This window comes from Caballeronia sp. dw_19 (genome assembly GCF_018449515.1).
GTDB lineage: Bacteria > Pseudomonadota > Gammaproteobacteria > Burkholderiales > Burkholderiaceae > Caballeronia.
Genome location: NZ_JAAVUQ010000024.1, coordinates 1 through 18,303 on the forward strand (window position 1 = coordinate 1; position 18,303 = coordinate 18,303).

Consider the following 18,303-nt stretch of genomic DNA (forward strand, 5'->3'; position numbering starts at 1 on the left):
TGCATCGTCATCGACCGGATTGGAACTGTACTCACTCAACACACAACAGCGATTGGCGAGCAGGTAGGAAATACGCACCATCTCCAATACTTTCGCGTCGTAGTGGTGGACGTTCAGAACCAGCCGCGCACGACCGATCAGCGCGTCGCGCTCTTGCCCGTAGACGCCGAATACGGCTTCGACCTTGAGCCCCACTCTCCGCATCTGGTCGATCACCGCTTGTCGTCGCGGCCCCATTGAGCCGAAAAATAGAACGTCGATGTCCGGTTCGGCCGCGCGGACGATGCGGGTGAGTTCGCTGGCATAGCCGATAGGCACAAGCCGTGATACGTGTACGCCTAACTCGGCAAGTCTGGTTACGTTCTGCTCGCTGTAGTCCCAAACAACATGCCGGCGAAAGAGTTCAATAAGCGCAGGCGAAATCCAGGACGAGCCGTGTTGTACCTGTTCGAGGTTGTACAGGATCGCATCGGGGGCGAAAGGCTGGGGGAACGTGGGGAGAAGGTTCGAGCCCAGCACGATATGTTGCCGCCCGGCCAACTGGCTTTCAGCAGTCAAGACGCAGTCGTGGCCCAGCGACCGCAAACCATAATAAAACGTTTCCGCAATTTCGTGGAACGCTGCGGAGTGGATATACCCGGGGGGCGAGATCACCGTAACGGCGAATTTCATACGATCACTCCGGTTTGTGAACGTTGCGTATACCGCACCGAAGGTAATCGCCTCGTGCTAGCCGCAATAGGAAAGCGGCGCGGCTGCCTGGGTATTCTGATATTCATTCTTGCGCTCATGAAGTGCCCTGATCTGCTGCCACCGCTAACGTGTTCTGTCTCATCTCGGTTAAACGGCTTGCCAGCCTGAAACGTTGACCTTTTCGGCGTTGCCTTCGGCGAAGAACCGTGCCGCACTCGCGTAGCCAACGCCGCACAGAACGCTTTTCCTCCGGCGCATCGTTATCGACCTGCTGAAACGCCATACAACATACAAAGTATGACTGAAGAATCGATGTCTGAAAGTATGCTCTGACGATCGCGATCTCGCGCAACTCTCGGGCGGTCATGGCGCACAACAATTTAACCCTTTAGTGCAATCGCCCTCAGGGAGCGCCCACTCATTTCAGGACGAACCATCTTGTTGAAAATTCCCTTAAGCAATTGCTTGAGGGAATTTTCTTTCGTGGACGGCGGAAAACTTTGCCGCGCCTCGAATGTGTCGAGGCACGTCGAAACCCTTTCAATCAACGCGCGATCGGGTTCCCCGATGTCTGAAACACCGACAAATCCGGGTACATCCCACGAATCGTTGACCACTCCGCCACGTTGTAGAACTCGCACGGGTTATCCGTCGATGCAACCGTGAACCGCTTGGCCACTTCAACACAAAAGCGCACGACCTCCGCTATATCGGTTTCATGATTGGCGCTTGAGTCGCTACCGCCCACCACTGACTGCGCGGTCACCGCAACCCCGACAACCGGCGCTTCAGTCGCAATATGCGGTTGCATGATGCTGTTGAAGTGATAAAGCCCGTTGTCGTAAGGCGTGATGTCCTGCTGGCTGATCGGCAGCGTGACAGCCGCCCTGCCCGTCGTGGATTCCATGACCTTGACCAGATCCGGCGACATCCGCAGGATGTAGCCCTGCATGGCCGTCGGTGTGAGCGCGAAGCCGCGCTGCTTGATGATGCTGTTTCCCTTGGACGCATCGATTGAAAGGATCGCGTCCATCGCGCTCGACACCTCGTAGGTATTCATTGTCTCCGACGACACCGGCATGCCCATGAAGGCGACGCCATCGTTGAAGCTCATCGATACATCGGTTGCAATATGCGTGGTGATAATCACGTCGCCGGGAAGGTCGTCGCCCGCGCGTTTCATTTGCGCGAGCTTGAGCGCTGTCGCGATCGCACCGATCGGACCATCCGCGTCCGACACCATGCCGATCCGCACCGGCCTGGCGCCAATAGCGCCGTTACGGCCGATCACGCCCAACGTCCTCGAAGTCCCGCCGATGGATTTGCCATCCGTCCCCGGAATCAGGACCGACACGAAATCCACGGTTTTGGTGATGTCTTCCGGCGGCTCGTCATTGACGGTCGTCACCTTCACAGTGACATTAAACTCGGAAAACGGCGCAAACATCTTGACGATGCTCGCCCCATTGACGGTTGCGCTATCGAGCGCTTCATACGCAACAAGCGTGGTCTGCAATGACATTGCTGGAATGCTCCCTGATGCAAAAAACAACAATAAAATTTCGCTCTGCAGTGCCAAGCGAACATGAAAAGCGAAAATGAAAATTCAAAACGCGTGCCGCAGTCCCAGCATTGCCGTGGTCTGGTTGTTGCGGCCGTTCAGCGGCTTGTCGCTCCCACCCGTGTAACTGGTCGTGCTATTGCCAAAGAGACCTGACCAGTCGCCATGTACCCAGTCGTACGCGAGGGCGACGTACACATCGGTGCGTTTGCTGAAGGCGTAATCGGCTACGCCATAGGTGGTTGCGCGGGTGCCGTTGAACCCATCCGCACGCGTGCGGTCGAGCATCGCGCTGGCGGTGAGCGTAAATGCGGGCGTCGCGAGGTAACTGGCGCCGACGGTAAAGAAATCGTCGCGGCGAGTCGAGGAGAAAACCGAGCCGATCGCAGCGGAATTCAGCGGCGTGGCAGCCGTCGTCATGCTGGTGATCGACGCGGTATCGGTGCCGCCCTTCGAGGAATCGAAACCGGCATCGCGGCGACTGTAGATGTAGTTCGCGAACAGCTTGGCCGGACCCACGGACGCCTTCACGCCCGCGATATAAATACGCGCCGCGCGGACGGCGCTGTCGTGAGTGGTTTGCGCATCGCCGATCAACGTGATCGCGCCGCTCGAATATTTCAGGCCAAGCGAGGTGGAGGACATCGACTGAGTGCTGCCGGGCGTACCGCCAAGCGCGTATTGCGCAATCGCCATGACGGGTCCGAAGCTGCCGGTGTAGCTGACCGACTTGTCGTATCGCTGGCCGGTAAGGAACACCATCCAGGAGTTCGACGGCGCGGCGCCAACGCCGAGCGGATCGACGTAATACAACATCGTGTTCGCCGTCGTATATTGACGCCCCAACGCCAGGTCCCCGTACTGGTTGCCTATCGTCACAAACGCCTGGCGCCCGAACAACTGGCCTTGCTGGTCGAGACGGCCGCTGTTGGCCAGAAAGCCGTTTTCAAGCGTGAAGCCCGCTTTGGCCCCACCGCCCAGATCCTCGCTGCCTCGCAGGCCGAACCGGCTGCCGGAGATGAAACCCTCATTGCCTTGTTGAAGACCGACAACACTGTTCCCTGCGGAATTCGCGTGCGTCTGATAGGTCAGCGCGGCATCGATAATGCCGTACAGCGTGACGCTGGATTGCGCCCACGCGACGCATGGGAGAGTAAGTGCCAATGCTGGCAGCCAGCGATAAGACGTCATGATTCAGCGGGTCTCAGGAAACGTGGGACGAGCGCCGCCTCCGCCTGCACGCGAGCGCGCAGGCGTGATGAGGTGGCGGACGGAACTTAGCGGATTAGCGGATGAATTCGGGCCAATTGTTTATATCGGCGGGACCTGTGATGCGGGACAACGCGAAGGTCTCGTTTTCACGCAAGGTTTCAACGCGGCCATCGCCGAGAAAATGCAATGCGTGACGCTCGCCAAGGACGGTGCCGTGCGTACCGTCCGAATACAACGCGGAGCCTTCGGGCAACGCGAAGACCTGTTCCGGCGCATTGATTGCGAGAAACTCCGCAAGCCGCTCTTCCCGGCTTTCGCCGTTATGGCCAGCGGGTTTCCCGCTGATAAAGTGCGGATTGACCTGGAATGGAACGAGTCCGATCGCGCGCAGCGTCGGCGGCTGGACAACGGGCATGTCGTTAGTGGTACGGATCGTCGGGCACGCTACATTGCTGCCCGCGCTCCATCCCACATAGGGCGTACCGGCCAAAACTTTCGCGCGAATTGCTTCAACAATGCCGGCGTCGTACATTCGCTTGAGCAGCGCGAACGTATTGCCGCCGCCAATGGCTATGACGTCCGCCTGCTCGATGGCCGCAAGCGGATTGTCGCTTCGATGAATCGATTCGAGCGGATACCCAAGGCGATCGAACACCGGTTTGACCAGATCTTCGTAGCTATCGAAACTGAACGTGACGGCAGCGAATGGCACGAACAACACCTTGCGTGGTTCGTGTTTCAACAGCGCGTGAATCTGTTCGCCTGCGTGTTCAAGATAACCGAGCTGATCCTTGCGCGAACTGCTCATCAAAAGAATGCGTTGTGTCATGGCATAACCCTCTTGGTAGTCGAATAAGGCTGGAGTCAGACCACCGTCGTGCGAATGATGCGCGCGACGCGATCGATCTCTTCGTGAGTATTGAAATAATGCAGGGACACGCGCGCCATCGTGCTCACGCCGTATCGCGCGAGAATGGCATCCGCCATGAAACTGCCCGCCTCGATAATGCACTGTTGCGCCTCAAGCACCGAGACGAGCATGGCAGGATCGACGCCGCGCAGATTGAACGGCACGATACCGATACGCTGCGTGATGTCTCGTGGCCCATACAACTCGAACCCGGGCAGCGAAGAAAATTGCTCGACCGCGTACCGGGTTAGCTCGCGTACCCGTTCGGCAATCGCGTCGATTCCGATCTCTTCTGCATAACTAATCGCTGCGCCGAGAGCAAGAATGGCCGGAACAATAGGGCAACCTGCCTCGAAGCGGCGCGCGCCAGGAACGAACGACAGCGCGCCGGTAGCGCGATCGAACACACCGTTCCACCAACCGGCAAGCACGGGTTCGAGTGAATCGATATGCGTTTCGCGCACATACAAAAAGCCCGACCCTTCGGTCGCCCGCAGCGCCTTGCGGCCACATCCAGCCAGAAAATCGCAGTCGAGTTCCGCCACGTCCACCCGCAACATGCCGACACTCTGCGCCGCATTAACCAGGGACAAGACCCCGCGCTCGCGCGCCACCTTGCAGATCCGCGCGGCGGGCTGAACTGCGCCGGTTGAATTGGGCACGTGCGAAAACGTCGCGAGCCGCGTACGCGCGGTGATGGCGGCGGCGAACGCGTCGGGAGAAAGAACACCGGCTGAGTCCGCCGCGATCATTTTCACGACGACCTTATGGGTCTGCTCAAGCCTGCGCCACGGCAACAAATTGCTGAGCATTTCCGTATCGGCGACGAGGATTTCATCGCCGGGCTTCCAGTCGATACCGCGCGCAACCAGCGAGATCGCTTCCGTGCCGTTCTTCGTAAACGCAATCTCGTGCGTGTGGGCGCCGAGGAAGGCGGCGAGCTGTGCACGCACGCCTTCAACACGCGCGTACGTCTCCTTGCGGAACGACGGCAAATAGATGCCGATATGGCCGGTATCGAGAAGATAGCGCCGCGCTTCCTCCAATACGACATCAGGCGGAATCGACGCGGCGGCCGTGTCCATATAGACAGTTGTCGCGGTCAGCGGGGTGGCTGCGCGGATGGCTTGCATATCCATGGTTACGTCTCTAATCGGGTAAGCGGGTAATTGGGTAGGCGGCAAAAGTCAGTCACTTATGCAGACGCGTGATCGAGTGGGTGAAGCTGAACAGCGCGTCGCCGGCGATCACGCCGCCCGCGAAGGCGCTCATTTCGGCGGTGTGGCGATCCCCGCGCAACTTTGTCACGACAAAGCGGATAGCCAGTCCCGCAAGCACGGCCCACCCAGCGAGTGGCGACGCGATCAGCATGCCGGTTGAAAGCAGGATGCCGAGCTGGCGTTTCGACCCGCCGAACCATTGAAGCAGCGCGCCGGGAATGGCCCAGATCGCGAGGTTGCGGGTAATTTCCATCGATGACCCCGCCTTGATCGATGCGGCATAAACGCGGTCCACCGGCGGCAACATGCCGCGCGAGAAGAAGTGATCGTGGAAAATAATGACGACGATCGCCGCGACCACGAAACCGGCCATCCCCGCGAACAGTTGCTGTCGACGACCGGCCAGTTCGGCCTCCATGTCGCGGCCCTCGCCTCGCAGCAGATAACCGGTCTTCAGGTCGTAACCCATGTCCGCGAAGGCGGGCCCGGTGGCGGCTGAGAAACCCGCGAGCACCGCCAGCGCGGACGGCGGGAACCCGATCACGATACCGATCGTCAAGGTGATGAGCGCGACAGCAAACGCCGGGAACCAGCCTGAGTGCATGGCCGCGATACCGACGATCAACTCGTGGGCGTAGGCCGCGAACGCGGCATAGAGGACAAAACCGATCAGCATAGCCGGCGACAGTTCGGTGATATGGCCGGCCAGCACCGAGATCAGCAGCGCGACGAGCATGTAGGCGACGAAGCCGCCCGATAACACCCGCCTGGCCCGAGCGCTTGTCATCTCGAGATTGCGGGGATCGGTGGCGACGCTGGCTCGTGAGCGATGGATCTCGCGAGCAACCTGGAACAGCGCAACGATTCCGGCGCCGATCATCAACCCATGCGGGATATAAGCGGCGGCAATATCGACGTGCAATACCGGAATCGAATAACCGCGGACCAGCAAGCCGATGCCAAACATGGTCAACGCCGCCAGGTTGCCGAGAAAGGCCGCGCCGAACGCCGACATCGGCACGCCCATCAGCGCCCCGGCAATGCCCGCCGCCACGCCCAACCCGAGAAATGCCGCTTTACGGCCACCGCGATCACCTGCCCAAATGGCCTCCGCCGTGGCGACACCCGCCGGCCACGAGCCGGTAGCCGGGAATATCCGGCTACCGAAAAGGTTGTAGAGCATCGCGCCGTCGACCAGCATCGCGGCGATGGCGCCAATCAACATCGGCGTGACGAGCTCGGGCATGCCCATCGCGAAGGGCACGCCGAGCGGGATCATGAGCGAGTTGGCCGCCCCGAATGTTGCCGATGAAATCGCCGTCTGCATGAGATTCTGGCGCTCGAGAACGCGAAAACGCCGCGTCACGGCCAACGGAATCCGCGAGAACACGATCGCCATCAGCGCACCGATGATCGACGTATTGGCGGAGATGCCGAGCGTCACGATCAATTGCATGCCAATGATCGCGCCGAGCACCGACAGGCAAATGGATACCAGCAGGAGTACGGGCTCGAAAAAGGAGACACGCGGACGAGGGGTGGCTTCCTGAGCCAGAAGTACTGCCTGGGCGTCAGGCGCGTCGATCGATACTTTCATGAGGTCGGGTCTCTGCCGGCTTTGCGAGGCGCGGCTAGTTTTTGTGAGTGGACGGCGCTCGTGGCGTTCAGCGGAGGAGGCCGACAACGGGTTCGATCGTTTCGCGGGTTTTCTTCAATGCGTCGATGAGCCGTGGCACCGCTTCACCATCCAGTCGCTGGACCGGCCCTGCAATCGATAACGATCCGATCACGCGACGGCGATCACGCGACCACAGCGGAACGGCCAGGCCGGCAACCGTGGCGGCCGCTTCCTCGCGGGTGTGGCTCCAGCCGTCGGCGCGGATTTGATCGAGACGGGCATCGATCGCCGCACCGTCGGCGAGATGGGCTTCCTCGTAGACTCCCGCGCGGAATTCGTCTGGCTGGAATGCAAGGATGGCCTTTGCATGGGCGCCGGCGATGAGCCGGAAGCGCTGCCCCACTTCGATCGAAAAGCGCAATTGCTGCTGGCTCTGGGCTATATCCGTACACACGCCCTGCATGCCGTCGAGCAACGACAAAAAGACGGTTTCGCCGCTGTCATGCGCAAGGGCATCCAGAGCGGGCTGTACGATCTCCGATGGCGCGAACGTCCGGTGCGCGATCTGGCCGAGTTCAAAAAGCCGCAGGCCGAGCGAATAACGCCCGGCGCTGTCCTGAGTCAGAAAACCATTAGCCGCGAACGTCGCCAGCACGCGATGAACGATCGAGTGGTGAACGTTGGTTTCTTTCGCCAGTTCGCGCACGCCCCATGTCGGTTCTTCGAGCGTGAATCGAGTCAGCAGCGCCAACGCGCTATCCAGTGTCTTTAGCATGTCGTGTCTTTTGTTTGTGTCTCTATATGAGAGACAGTGTCTCTGCCTGAAAACCAGAATAAACGGAGGCCGGCCGTGTCAACGAAGGGTAAATACCCATTAGCCGTGCGGGAGCCGAATATAATCAGGAATACAAATTAAATAGAACGGGGACACGAACGGAAAATACTGGCGGCAGAATGCGCCGAACGCGAGATCGAAACGCATAAAAAAGCCCTCAGGCAACTACCTGAAGGCCTTTATTGCGCGTACCTACGTGTGCGGGCTGCCCTGCCCAAATCCCCGAACCACTCCCTTTGCGGCGATCGCAGTTATACAAGGAAAGTTCGACGATCCCGTCCGGTTGTCGCCCGAAGTGGGCATGACTACTTGGCCCAACTCGAACCCGACGCCCTTAACGCCAGTCCGGGTTCAAGTGCCGACATTTAAACTCTGACGCAACGACGCGTCCAGCGCTCGCGCCGTCTTACGGTCGCCCTCGCTTGCCAGCGCGGCGCGGAAGACAGTTTTGCGATTGTGTCCGGCGGCGGCGGGTGAATCCCACAGCAGTTCCATTTTGGCACGCGCATCCCGGCCGAACAAACCGCGCTTCTTCGGCACGACAGCGGTTACGGTGGCAGCGCTTTCCAAGCCAGCGGACCCATCATCGGGAGCCGTGGCTCCACCCATTCCTTCAGGCCATTTCACCGATAACTCCCGCGCATCGTACTGACCGAGTTTGCGGCTTTCGGCCCAGACGACGGCCGTGCGTGTGGTGGTATCGATGGAAATGGCATAACGCCCGATAGCAAACCGGCGCGCGGCAATATTCGTGCGCCACAGCGCACGCGGCCGGCAAATCCACAGCACCACGCCATAAAGCGCGGGCGCAACGAGCAGCCAACCATTGGTTTCGCCCAGTGCGTGCACGGCGTTTTTCCAGCCGGCGGTCCACGTAAAGAACCCGACCGACCAGACCGCAAACAGGAAACTCAGCAACGCAAGCAGCCGCAAGGCTTGCCGCAACCACTGCGGCAACGGATGCAACGGCCGTTCCGCACGCGCCCGGGCGCCGGGAAGAAAAAGCAGCAGGAACAAGAGCACAAGCGTGACGCAGGCCCACGGCGACGAAGTCATCGCGCGCATTGAAGAGAGGTAGCCCATCTGTGACATCGAGAGCAACCAGCGCGCGGCCAGCACGAGTCCGATCGCCCGCAGCGCGAACACGGTGCCAGCACCGGGTGCCGGGCTCGCGCTACTCTGCTTCGTTCTCGCCAAAACTTCGCTCCTGTTCACGACTGTCCTTATTAGCCCGGTAAGCGCGGTAAGTTCCTCCCATCGCGCGATGCGATTTTCAAGAGACTCCACACCCATCCACACGTTCACGCCGATGCTGCACTGCATTTCACGAAGCCCGCACATTATAGGGAGAATGTCGAAAACGGCATCGGCCCGGCATGCTCAACCCGACGATAACCCGTGAAGCTTGCCCCCGCAGTGTGTCAAAACAACAACGCCTCGCGCGCCTGACGGCGCACGAGGCGTTGTTTTCGCTCACTCGGCCAACCAACGATCATGCAGCGTCCGCAAGATCACTATCGACCGTAAAAATCAGCCCGCGTTGACTTCGCGCAGAATGGTACGGCGCTTGGTACGCAGCAGTTCTTCATACGTATGAACATAGCGCGCAGCCATGACTTTCGACGAAAACCGCGTTTCGAACGCCTGACGCACCTTGGCGCGCGGCAGCGTGTCGAGGCGCTTCACTGCGGCGATCGCGCTCAGTTCGTCTTCCACGACAAAACCCGACACGCCGTTTTCGATCACTTCCGGCACCGAACCGCGATTAAACGCGATCACCGGCGTACCGCAAGCCATGGCTTCGATCATCACCAGGCCGAACGGCTCCGGCCAGTCGATCGGGAACAGCAGCGCGTGCGCGTTGCCAAGGAATTCGGTCTTCTGCGACTCACTGATTTCACCGATGTATTCAACGTGCGGCAGCGCGAACAACGGCTTGATCTGCTCTTCGTAATATGCGCGATCGGCGTTATCGATTTTTGCAGCGATCTTGATCTTCATGCCCGCTGCACCGGCAATACGGATTGCCCGGTCGACACGCTTTTCCGGCGAAATACGGCCGAGGAACGCGAGGTAGCCCGGTTCGACGTTCGGGATCGGCGTAAGCAGGTTTTCCGGCAGGCCGTGATAAACGGTCGCGAGCCAGTTGGCTTGCGGCAACGGCTGACGCTGGTTGTCGGAGATCGACACGACCGGCGCTTCGTTGAACGTGCTGAAGATCGGCTGCAGTTCCGGCAGGTCGAGACGGCCGTGCATGGTCGTCAGGAACGGCACCGGCTGGCGCGAGAACAGCGAGAACGGGTAGTAGTCGATGTGAAAATGCAGCACGTCGAATTCATCAGCGCGGCGGCGGACTTCTTCCAGCAACAGCATGTGGGGCGCCATCGTGTCGCGGATGGTCGGGTCGAGGCGCAAGGCCTGCGGCCAGAAGGCTTCGAGCTTCGCCGACGTTTGCGAATCACCGCTCGCGAACAAAGTGACGTCATGACCGGCCTCAACCAGCGCTTCGGTCAGATAGGACACCACGCGCTCCGTGCCGCCGTAGAACTTGGGGGGGACGGCTTCGTGAAGAGGCGCGATTTGAGCGATTCGCATGTCGGAAACTCCTAATAATGTCAGGCAAAATTGATGCGCTTGGCATCGGTCGTTAAATCAAGCGAATCGCCCTACCCGGATTCGGCACGGTGCTGGTGTCTCCAGCGTAATGGCCGATAGCACGAGAAAAAATCGCGATGCTTCGCTGTTTGCTTGGGTGTTGCTGCTGCTATGGGTGTAGGGCGTCTGTTCAGAGCGTGATCGGAAACAGCAAGATCGATTCCATCTCGAAATGCAACGCACCCAGCCATAAACGCACAACCTGCGGAGCCGTTGACCGGAACCTACAATAACCTGTCAAAACGCCTAAGGGGAAACCCGGAGCCAAGTATCGCGGTTTTTGCAAGGTTTCCAATCTTACATTTCAACTTATTTAGGTTGTTACACCGTCGATACACTTTGCAAGCCCTTGTTTATCAAGGCTGTTCTACGCTGATCGACATGGACCGAACCGGTCGCAGCCACGCTCCAGAAGCCCCACGCGCTGCGACATCCTCCAAATCCGGCCACGGCATGATGTATCGGCCAGTGCAGGATTTGCCCATTAGCGCCGCCACGCGGGTAGCGGGACCGCGACGTGCTTTCACCCTGCCAAGGGCAGGGCGACCAGTTGACGCCAGTTCACGTCGAGGTACCGCGAACACAGCACCGGGCGGACCGTCGGAGGTGCGAGACACGTCCCCAGCGAGCATTGATTGCCCGGTTCAGACGACGCACTTTTGCTGAAAATCAGCCCTGGCTGATGAATATGCACCACGGAAAGCATTATGCGAGACGATTTGGCTCGCTACACTCGCTACAATTCAGCAATCGGTGCCGCACGCCATTGGCACGCCATTGCCTCGCTGGCCGGACACGCCGCGTTTGCGGCAACGGCGAAGCATCGCGCTCAACCGCTCTACTCGATCGAAAACGACCATTGGACCAACTCACCGTCTCTCAGCGTAACGTGCACAACGCGAAGCTAGCGAGCTATGCAAATCGCCCGCTGGCCTTCCTGTTCCGTTACATCCGCCGGCATCCTGTCGCGCACGCCATCGTGCTTTCCAGCGTGCTGGCCGCGGTCGGCTGCGCGCTCGCCTCGCAGTATGCAATCAAGCATCTGATCGACGTGCTTGGCCAAGGCCGCGGCCATCCCGGTCCGCTCTGGTCCGCCTTCATGATCCTGGTCGGCCTGATCGCCGCCGACAACATGCTGTGGCGAGTCGGCGGCTGGGTGGGCGCGCATGCGTTCGTCGTGGTGACGGGCGACCTGCGGCGCGACCTGTTCTCCTACCTCAGCGGCCATTCGCCCACGTACTTCTCCGAGAAACAGCCTGGCATGCTGGCGAGCCGGATCACGGCGACATCGAATGCGATCTATACCGCCGAGAACACCATGGCGTGGAACGTGTTGCCGCCGTGCATCGCCGTGGTCGGCGCAATCGTGATGATCGTCGCGGTCAATCCGCTGATGGCCGGCTGTCTGATGCTCGCGTCGGCCATTCTTGCGCTGGTGCTGTACCGGCTCGCCGGGCGTGGTTCCGCGCGGCATCACACGTTTGCCACGAAAGCTGCATCGGTTGACGGCGAGCTGGTCGACGTGATCGGCAACATGGCGCTCGTGCGTGCATTCGGTATGACGTTTCGCGAGCAAAAGCGCTTCGGCTCGACGGTCAAGGCCGAAATGGTCGCGCGCCAGCAAAGCTTGCTGTATCTCGAGAAGCTGCGGCTGTTCCATGCGGTCGTGACCGCGATCCTTTCGGCTGGGTTACTCGGCTGGGCGTTGTGGCTGTGGTCGAAGGGGCGGGCAACATCCGGCGATATCGTGCTGGTCAGCTCACTCGGCTTCACCATTCTCCACGGCACCCGCGATCTGGCTGTTGCCCTCGTGGATGTGACGCAGCACGTCGCGCGGCTGGCGGAAGCCGTGCAGACGCTGCTGGAGCCGCACGGCATGCCCGATCGGTCCGACGCAACGGAACTCGTACCGCAAGGCGGGCGGGTGGACTTCGAGGAAGTCACGTTCGCTTATCCGCGCCGCCGGCCGATTCTCGATAAATTCAACCTGCACATCGAGCCGGGTCAGCGTGTTGGGCTGATCGGCAAGTCGGGCGCCGGGAAATCCACGGTGCTCGCGCTGTTACAACGCTTCTACGAACCGCAGGGCGGCGCCATCAAGGTCGACGGGCAGGATATCTCGCTGATCACGCAGGACAGCCTGCGGATGTCGATTGCGCTCGTTCCCCAGGACATTTCGCTGTTCCACCGGACCGTGTACGAGAACATTGCGTATGGCCGCCCGGACGCATCGCGCGAAGAAGTGCTCGCGGCCGCCCGCGAGGCGCGCTGCTCGGACTTCATCGACGCAATGCCGGAAGGGTTCGACACAATCGTGGGCGACCGCGGCGTTAAGTTGTCGGGCGGACAGCGTCAGCGCATTGCCATCGCGCGCGCGATCCTCAAAAACGCGCCAATCCTGCTACTCGACGAAGCCACGTCAGCGCTGGATAGTTCGTCGGAAGAAGCGATCCAGCAGGCGCTCGACCGGCTGATGGTCGGCCGTACCGTGATTGCGATTGCGCACCGGTTGTCGACGCTGCAAGGCTTCGACCGGATTATCGTGATGAGCGCCGGCAAGGTGATCGACGACGGTTCGCCGGATCAGTTGCGCAACCGGCCGGGGTTGTATCGGGAACTGCTGTCCAAGCAGCATGGCAAGTTGCCACCGGCGACCATGCCCTCGCAACAACTTGCGGCAAAGGCTGAATCGACCTGATTTTTCTTCCGCCACAAGACCAGCAATAAAAAAGCCGCTTCGGATTCATCAGACCGAAGCGGCTTTTTTACGCCTGCAAATTTACGCCTGCAGATCGCGCATGAAGTTGTCTCGCCAGACGGAAACGTTGTTCTCGCGAAGCTGGGCGAACATGTCCGTATACCGGGCCTGCCGCTCTTTCAATGGCATCGCGAGAGCCGTGGCCAGGGCGTCCGCCATGCCGGCGATATCGAGCGGATTCACGATCAGCGCGCCGTTCAATTCCTGCGCCGCGCCCGCGAATTGCGACAGGACCAGCACGCCGGGATCGTCGGGATCTTGCGCCGCCACGTATTCCTTGGCGACGAGGTTCATACCGTCGCGCAACGGCGTGACGAACCCCACATGCGACGCGCGAAACAGCGCGGCAAGCACAGACCGCTCATATTGCCGATGGATATAGCGGATCGGCGTCCAGTCGAGTTCCGCGTAGCGCCCGTTGATGCGTCCCGACTCCGCTTCAAGCTGCAGCCGGATGTCGCGATACGTGTCCATATCGGCGCGTGTAGGCGGCGCGATCTGCACGAACGACACGTTGTTACGCTGCCCCGGCTGATGTTCCAGCAGCTTTTCGAACGCACGAAAACGCTCGACCAAGCCCTTCGAATAATCGAGCCGGTCGACGCTCATGATCAGCTTGCGCTCACGCAGCGTCGTCTTGACGGTCTGCACTTCGCGCCCGCTTTCGCCGTCTTTGGCGAGCGAAGCGATTTCATCGGGATAAACGCCGATCGGATACGCCGCCGCCCGCAAGGTCTTGCCGAAGGCGCTCACGGCATTCGGCTCGCCGGCGATGCGTACAACCGAGCCGTTCGCCTCCGTCTCGATGTAATCGCAAAACGCGCGCAAATCAGGCGCTGTCTGGAAACCGAGCAGATCATAGGAACACAGCGCCTCGACCAGCACGCGATGGCGCGGCACGCTGAGCAGAACCTGCGTCGCTGGAAAAGGAATGTGCAAGAAAAAGCCGATGCGATTCGTCACGCCCTCATCGCGCAACGCCTGCGCGAACGGGATCAGGTGATAGTCGTGGACCCAGATGACGTCGTCGGCTTTCAGCAGCGGCGCGAGTTGCTTCGCGAGCCAGCGGTTGACGCGGCAATAGCCATCGAATTCATCGCGATCAAACTGGATCAGATCCGGCCGATAGTGAAACGCCGGCCACAACGTAGCGTTCGAAAAGCCGCGGTAATACTGGTCATAGTCACGTTGCGCCAGGCCGATGGTCGCGAACGTCACCCGCCCGCGCTCCTCCAGCGTGATGCCCTCCGGTGGCTCCGCGACCACGTCGCCACTCCAGCCGAACCACATGCCGCCGGTTTCCTTGAGCGCGTCGTACACACCGACCGCCAGACCGCCCGCCGCCGGACCGCCCTCGGAGATCGGCGCGACCCGGTTCGAAACAATGATCAGCCTGCTCACGAACGCGTCCCTTTAGAACCTTCAATATCTTCAATTCCGGCAATGCGCTGCAGCCAGTCGAGCAGCGCGCCGACCGATTCCACGCGCGAATGCGCAAGCGTGTCGCCCGCGCCGACCTTGATCGACAGCCCGTTGCGCTCATTCACTACCGCGAAGCCTTTTTCGTCCGTCAGGTCGTCGCCGATAAACACCGGCCGGCGCCCCGCGAACGGCGGCTCATTCAGGAAAGCCACCACCGCGCGGCCTTTATCGACGTCCTTCGGCTTGATTTCATAGACCATCTTGCCGGGCTGCAGCACGTACGCATCGGCGTACTGGGCAACCAGCTTCTCGGTCGCCTCGCGCGCCGCCACGCCGCGCTCGGGCGCATTGCGGTAATGCAGCGCGAGCGCGGCGCCCTTGATCTCCAGCAGCATGCCGGGGTTGGCCGTCACCACGCCTTCAAGCACGTGTTCCATGCGCAGCAGGCGCTCGTCGTTGAAACCGACACGATGGACATCCGCATTCGAATCGCGCCGCTCGGCGCCGTGCAAGCCCGCGACGGGCAGATCGGGCATTGAAAGAAACGAGTCGATGCTGTCAATCCCTCGTCCCGACACGATCGCCACCGCGCCGTTGGTCGCGCGACGCAATGCACTGAGGATGGCGGGTACGACCGGCTGCACGCTCACGCCGTCCGGCGTGGGCGCGAGTTCAACGAGCGTGCCGTCGAAATCGAAGAAAAAAGCGGTCGTGGCGAGCGGAAATTGGTCTGGGAGGTTTTGCATCTATATCTGCCTTTCAGCCGGAGAAGGACCGGAAAAGTGTGCGCATGTTACCGCGCTTTGTAACCCCGTCTGGGAAAGCGGCGTTGGACACTCATGCGGCAAGCCAACACCCTGTGCCACATATCAAGCCGCTTTCAACCCTGCTTCGATTAACTTTCATCCTTATCTGGCGGTCCTGCGGCATAACGCCTCGGCCACGCGCCGGCGCGGCTGCACGCCCGGCGTAAGCTTCTATTCTGAGATAGAGTCGGCACCCGGATGGCTTCACGGACGGTTTTTTGATGATCCGTCCGCGTTGCTGCCTTGATGCACCCTACCCTCATCCGAGTTGCAAATGTCTTCCTGGTTCAGTTTTCAACCCAAGGGCTGGTTCGCCGCCGTACTCGCCCCGCTATTCGCCGCCCTGATCCTGAGCGCCGGCCTCGCTGCGTGCTCGCGTCCTGATACAACACCCTGGAAGCTGACCGATGTCAGCGGCCATCTGCCCGACCTGGACTTCAAGCTCACCGACGATACCGGCAAACCCGTCACCGGTCAGTCATTCCTGGGCCAGACAACGCTGGTGTACTTCGGCTACACCCACTGCCCGGACGTGTGTCCGGAGACCATGGCACGGCTGATGCAAGTCATGCAGCAACTTGGCCCCGATGCCAAGAACACGCGCATTGTGTTTATCACCGTCGATCCCGCTCGCGATACCGCGGCTGCGCTGCATGACTACGTGCGCGCGTTCGACGCCCAGCACGCGGTTGGACTGACCGGCACGGACGGGGCGATCGAAAGCATTGCCAAGCGGTATCGGGTGGCTTACCAGATGGAGAAACGCGATCCATCCGGCGCGTACGACGTCACGCATAGTTCGGCCGTCTATATCTTCGATACCCACGGCCACGCGCGCCTGCTCGCCACCGAGAGCGATTCCATCGACACGATCACGCACGATTTGCGCCGCGTGATCGACTCGACCGCTTCCTGAATTCACTACCAAGCTTGGGCGCTACGGTCAACATGTCCTCGATTCTTTACTGGCTCGATCCGTGGGAGCCTTCGCCCACCGTCGTGATCGCCGTGCTGACCGCGGCCGTGTTGTTCGCTCGCGGCGCGAAAAAAGCACACGTGTCGCTCGCGCGGCACGTGTCGTTCTGGTTCGGCCTGACTGCGCTCTACGTCGCGCTGCATACGCGGCTCGACTACTTCTTCGAGCATGAATTCTTCATGCATCGGCTGCAACATCTGGTGCTGCATCATCTCGGGCCGTTTTTCATCGCGCTCTCGTATCCTGGCGCGGCGCTGCGGGCCGGCATTCCGTTCACCTGGCGGCAGCGCTGGCTCAGGCCTGCGCTCAATACGGCCCCGGCGCGCATCCTGTTCAAGGTGATTTTCAATCCGGTCGTCGCGGTGGTGCTGTTTGTCGGGCTGATCTACTTCTGGCTGCTTTCGCCGATCCACTTCAAGGCGATGCTCGACTGGCGCCTATACCGCGTCATGAACTGGAGCATGGTGATCGACGGCCTGCTGTTCTGGTGGCTCGTGCTCGATTCGCGCCCGGCTCCCCCCGCGCGGCTCGCGCCCGGGCGCCGCATCCTGATCGTGATAGCCGCCATTCCGCCGCAGATCATGCTCGGCGCATACATTTTCTTCACGCCGCACGAGCTTTATCCCATCTACTCCATCTGCGGGCGCGCATTCACGTGGATCAGCCCGATGCGCGATCAGCAGATCGGCGGCTTGCTGCTGTGGATTCCCGGTTCGATGATGAGCGTGATCGGCGCGTTGATCGCAATGCGCCACTGGCTCCGGTTGTCGACTCGGCAACGGCTGGTCCAGCAGCGTGCGCAAGCGGAACCGGTGACGGTTTAGCCGCACGGTCCTTCTATAAGCGGCGCATCCAGATGTGCGGAATGTCGTCTTCCACGTGGACATCGGAGATTGGCTCGAAACCAAAGCCCGCATAAAAGCGCTGTAATCGCGCTTGTGCGTGGAGGCGTATCGGCTGGCCGGGCCATTGTTCGCGGATGAAACCCAGCGTGCGTTCGAGCATCGCCTGGCCTAATCCGATACCGCGAAAGCCCGCTGTGGTCAGCACGCGGCCGATACGGATATCGGTGTCTTCTGTTTCTTTCGTGCCGTCGGCCAGGTTCGGCAGCAGGACTCGCAAATAACCGGCGAGCGCAGGCCGACCATCCGCCGAACGCCGATACACGAGCAGATGCCAGGCATCGGCATCCTGTCCATCGACGTCCCCGTACACACACTGCTGCTCCACCACGAACACTTCGCTGCGCGCGGCGAGCATGGTGTAGACGTCGAGTGCGCTAAGGTCGTCGAATGGTTTCCAGCGCCAGTGGAATTCGGAAAATGGCTCGGTCATGGGATCTTTTTCGGTGGGATGCTTCTACGCCGCACGTCGTGGGAATCGTGCGAAATGACAACGCGGCAGGTCTGAACCTGCAATTATGCCGCGCGAGGCGAGCAGCGCGTGCGCTCACTGGCCGCGGCTACTGGAAGAGCGGTGGTATCCGCTCGCCCAATTATCCGAGCCTTATTAAGTTAAACGAATCTTAATGATCTGGTAACAAGGTGTAACTGTTGTGGGGCTGACTGTAACGCGGAGGGAGTAACGTTTAATTAGACTAGTCGTCACCCAGTCGGGCGCTTCATTTCCCGTCGCAT

Annotated in this window: 15 protein-coding genes; 3 read left to right on the plus strand and 12 right to left on the minus strand. The window is 60.5% G+C overall.

The features are described 5' to 3' along the window. The 9 genes from HB376_RS26575 to HB376_RS26615 form a co-directional block, all read right to left on the minus strand. The coding region (locus tag HB376_RS26575) for a hypothetical protein (RefSeq protein WP_213766712.1) at positions 1-672 on the minus strand (672 nt) is incomplete at its 3' end. 565 nt (positions 673-1,237) lie between these two features. After that, on the minus strand, positions 1,238-2,215 hold the full coding sequence (locus HB376_RS26580) for a DUF1177 domain-containing protein (RefSeq protein ID WP_213766713.1): 978 nt from the start codon (positions 2,213-2,215) through the stop codon (positions 1,238-1,240). An 84-nt stretch (positions 2,216-2,299) separates the two neighbouring features. Further along, positions 2,300-3,445 (minus strand): porin, encoded by a 1,146-nt coding sequence (locus HB376_RS26585; protein ID WP_213766714.1) that lies wholly within the window; start codon positions 3,443-3,445, stop codon positions 2,300-2,302. Positions 3,446-3,539: 94 nt separating this feature from the next. Continuing rightward, positions 3,540-4,295, minus strand: a complete 756-nt coding sequence (pepE, locus tag HB376_RS26590) for a dipeptidase PepE (RefSeq protein WP_213766715.1) — start codon at positions 4,293-4,295, stop codon at positions 3,540-3,542. 35 nt (positions 4,296-4,330) lie between these two features. Next, positions 4,331-5,515 carry an aminotransferase class V-fold PLP-dependent enzyme gene (locus HB376_RS26595; protein WP_213766716.1) on the minus strand — a complete coding sequence of 395 codons (1,185 nt, stop codon included), beginning with the start codon at positions 5,513-5,515 and terminating at the stop codon, positions 4,331-4,333. Positions 5,516-5,567: 52 nt separating this feature from the next. Then, entirely contained in the window at positions 5,568-7,193 is a 1,626-nt protein-coding gene (locus HB376_RS26600; RefSeq protein ID WP_213766717.1) for an OPT/YSL family transporter, read from the minus strand. A 67-nt stretch (positions 7,194-7,260) separates the two neighbouring features. Beyond that, positions 7,261-7,989, minus strand: coding sequence for an IclR family transcriptional regulator (locus HB376_RS26605; protein ID WP_213766718.1), 729 nt, complete (start codon positions 7,987-7,989; stop codon positions 7,261-7,263). Positions 7,990-8,400: 411 nt separating this feature from the next. Further along, positions 8,401-9,246: a hypothetical protein gene (locus HB376_RS26610; RefSeq protein WP_213766719.1), complete on the minus strand. Its 846-nt coding sequence runs from the start codon at positions 9,244-9,246 to the stop codon at positions 8,401-8,403. Between the two features lie 333 nt (positions 9,247-9,579). Next, positions 9,580-10,644, minus strand: a complete 1,065-nt coding sequence (locus tag HB376_RS26615; protein WP_213766720.1) for a glycosyltransferase family 4 protein — start codon at positions 10,642-10,644, stop codon at positions 9,580-9,582. Positions 10,645-11,563: 919 nt separating this feature from the next. Between HB376_RS26615 and HB376_RS26620 the strand changes: the two genes are divergently transcribed. Beyond that, positions 11,564-13,402, plus strand: a complete 1,839-nt coding sequence (locus tag HB376_RS26620; RefSeq protein WP_213766721.1) for an ABC transporter ATP-binding protein — start codon at positions 11,564-11,566, stop codon at positions 13,400-13,402. Between the two features lie 81 nt (positions 13,403-13,483). Here the strand turns inward: HB376_RS26620 and otsA are convergent, their stop codons facing one another. Both otsA and otsB read right to left on the minus strand, forming a co-directional pair. Then, complete coding sequence (gene otsA / locus HB376_RS26625) at positions 13,484-14,863, minus strand: alpha,alpha-trehalose-phosphate synthase (UDP-forming) (RefSeq protein WP_213766722.1); 1,380 nt, start codon at positions 14,861-14,863, stop codon at positions 13,484-13,486. Beyond that, positions 14,860-15,630, minus strand: coding sequence for a trehalose-phosphatase (gene otsB / locus HB376_RS26630; protein ID WP_213766723.1), 771 nt, complete (start codon positions 15,628-15,630; stop codon positions 14,860-14,862). The genes otsA and otsB overlap by 4 nt, the downstream gene beginning before the upstream one ends. Before the next feature lie 334 nt (positions 15,631-15,964). Between otsB and HB376_RS26635 the strand changes: the two genes are divergently transcribed. Beyond that, positions 15,965-16,606 carry an SCO family protein gene (locus tag HB376_RS26635; protein ID WP_213766724.1) on the plus strand — a complete coding sequence of 214 codons (642 nt, stop codon included), beginning with the start codon at positions 15,965-15,967 and terminating at the stop codon, positions 16,604-16,606. Between the two features lie 32 nt (positions 16,607-16,638). Then, a complete protein-coding gene (locus tag HB376_RS26640) occupies positions 16,639-17,490 on the plus strand; it encodes a cytochrome c oxidase assembly protein (protein WP_213766725.1) in 852 nt (283 codons plus the stop codon). 13 nt (positions 17,491-17,503) lie between these two features. Here the strand turns inward: HB376_RS26640 and HB376_RS26645 are convergent, their stop codons facing one another. After that, positions 17,504-18,001, minus strand: a complete 498-nt coding sequence (locus HB376_RS26645) for a GNAT family N-acetyltransferase (RefSeq protein WP_213766726.1) — start codon at positions 17,999-18,001, stop codon at positions 17,504-17,506. Positions 18,002-18,303: the final 302 nt, after the last annotated feature.

Coding starts and splice junctions, on each gene's coding strand:
- HB376_RS26640 (WP_213766725.1), top strand. CDS start 16,639: ATGTCCTCGATTCTTTACTGGCTCGATCCGTGGGAGCCTTCGCCCACC.
- HB376_RS26615 (WP_213766720.1), bottom strand. CDS start 10,644: ATGCGAATCGCTCAAATCGCGCCTCTTCACGAAGCCGTCCCCCCCAAG.
- HB376_RS26605 (WP_213766718.1), bottom strand. CDS start 7,989: ATGCTAAAGACACTGGATAGCGCGTTGGCGCTGCTGACTCGATTCACG.
- HB376_RS26595 (WP_213766716.1), bottom strand. CDS start 5,515: ATGGATATGCAAGCCATCCGCGCAGCCACCCCGCTGACCGCGACAACT.
- HB376_RS26580 (WP_213766713.1), bottom strand. CDS start 2,215: ATGTCATTGCAGACCACGCTTGTTGCGTATGAAGCGCTCGATAGCGCA.
- pepE (WP_213766715.1), bottom strand. CDS start 4,295: ATGACACAACGCATTCTTTTGATGAGCAGTTCGCGCAAGGATCAGCTC.
- HB376_RS26585 (WP_213766714.1), bottom strand. CDS start 3,445: ATGACGTCTTATCGCTGGCTGCCAGCATTGGCACTTACTCTCCCATGC.
- HB376_RS26600 (WP_213766717.1), bottom strand. CDS start 7,193: ATGAAAGTATCGATCGACGCGCCTGACGCCCAGGCAGTACTTCTGGCT.
- HB376_RS26635 (WP_213766724.1), top strand. CDS start 15,965: ATGTCTTCCTGGTTCAGTTTTCAACCCAAGGGCTGGTTCGCCGCCGTA.
- HB376_RS26645 (WP_213766726.1), bottom strand. CDS start 18,001: ATGACCGAGCCATTTTCCGAATTCCACTGGCGCTGGAAACCATTCGAC.
- otsB (WP_213766723.1), bottom strand. CDS start 15,630: ATGCAAAACCTCCCAGACCAATTTCCGCTCGCCACGACCGCTTTTTTC.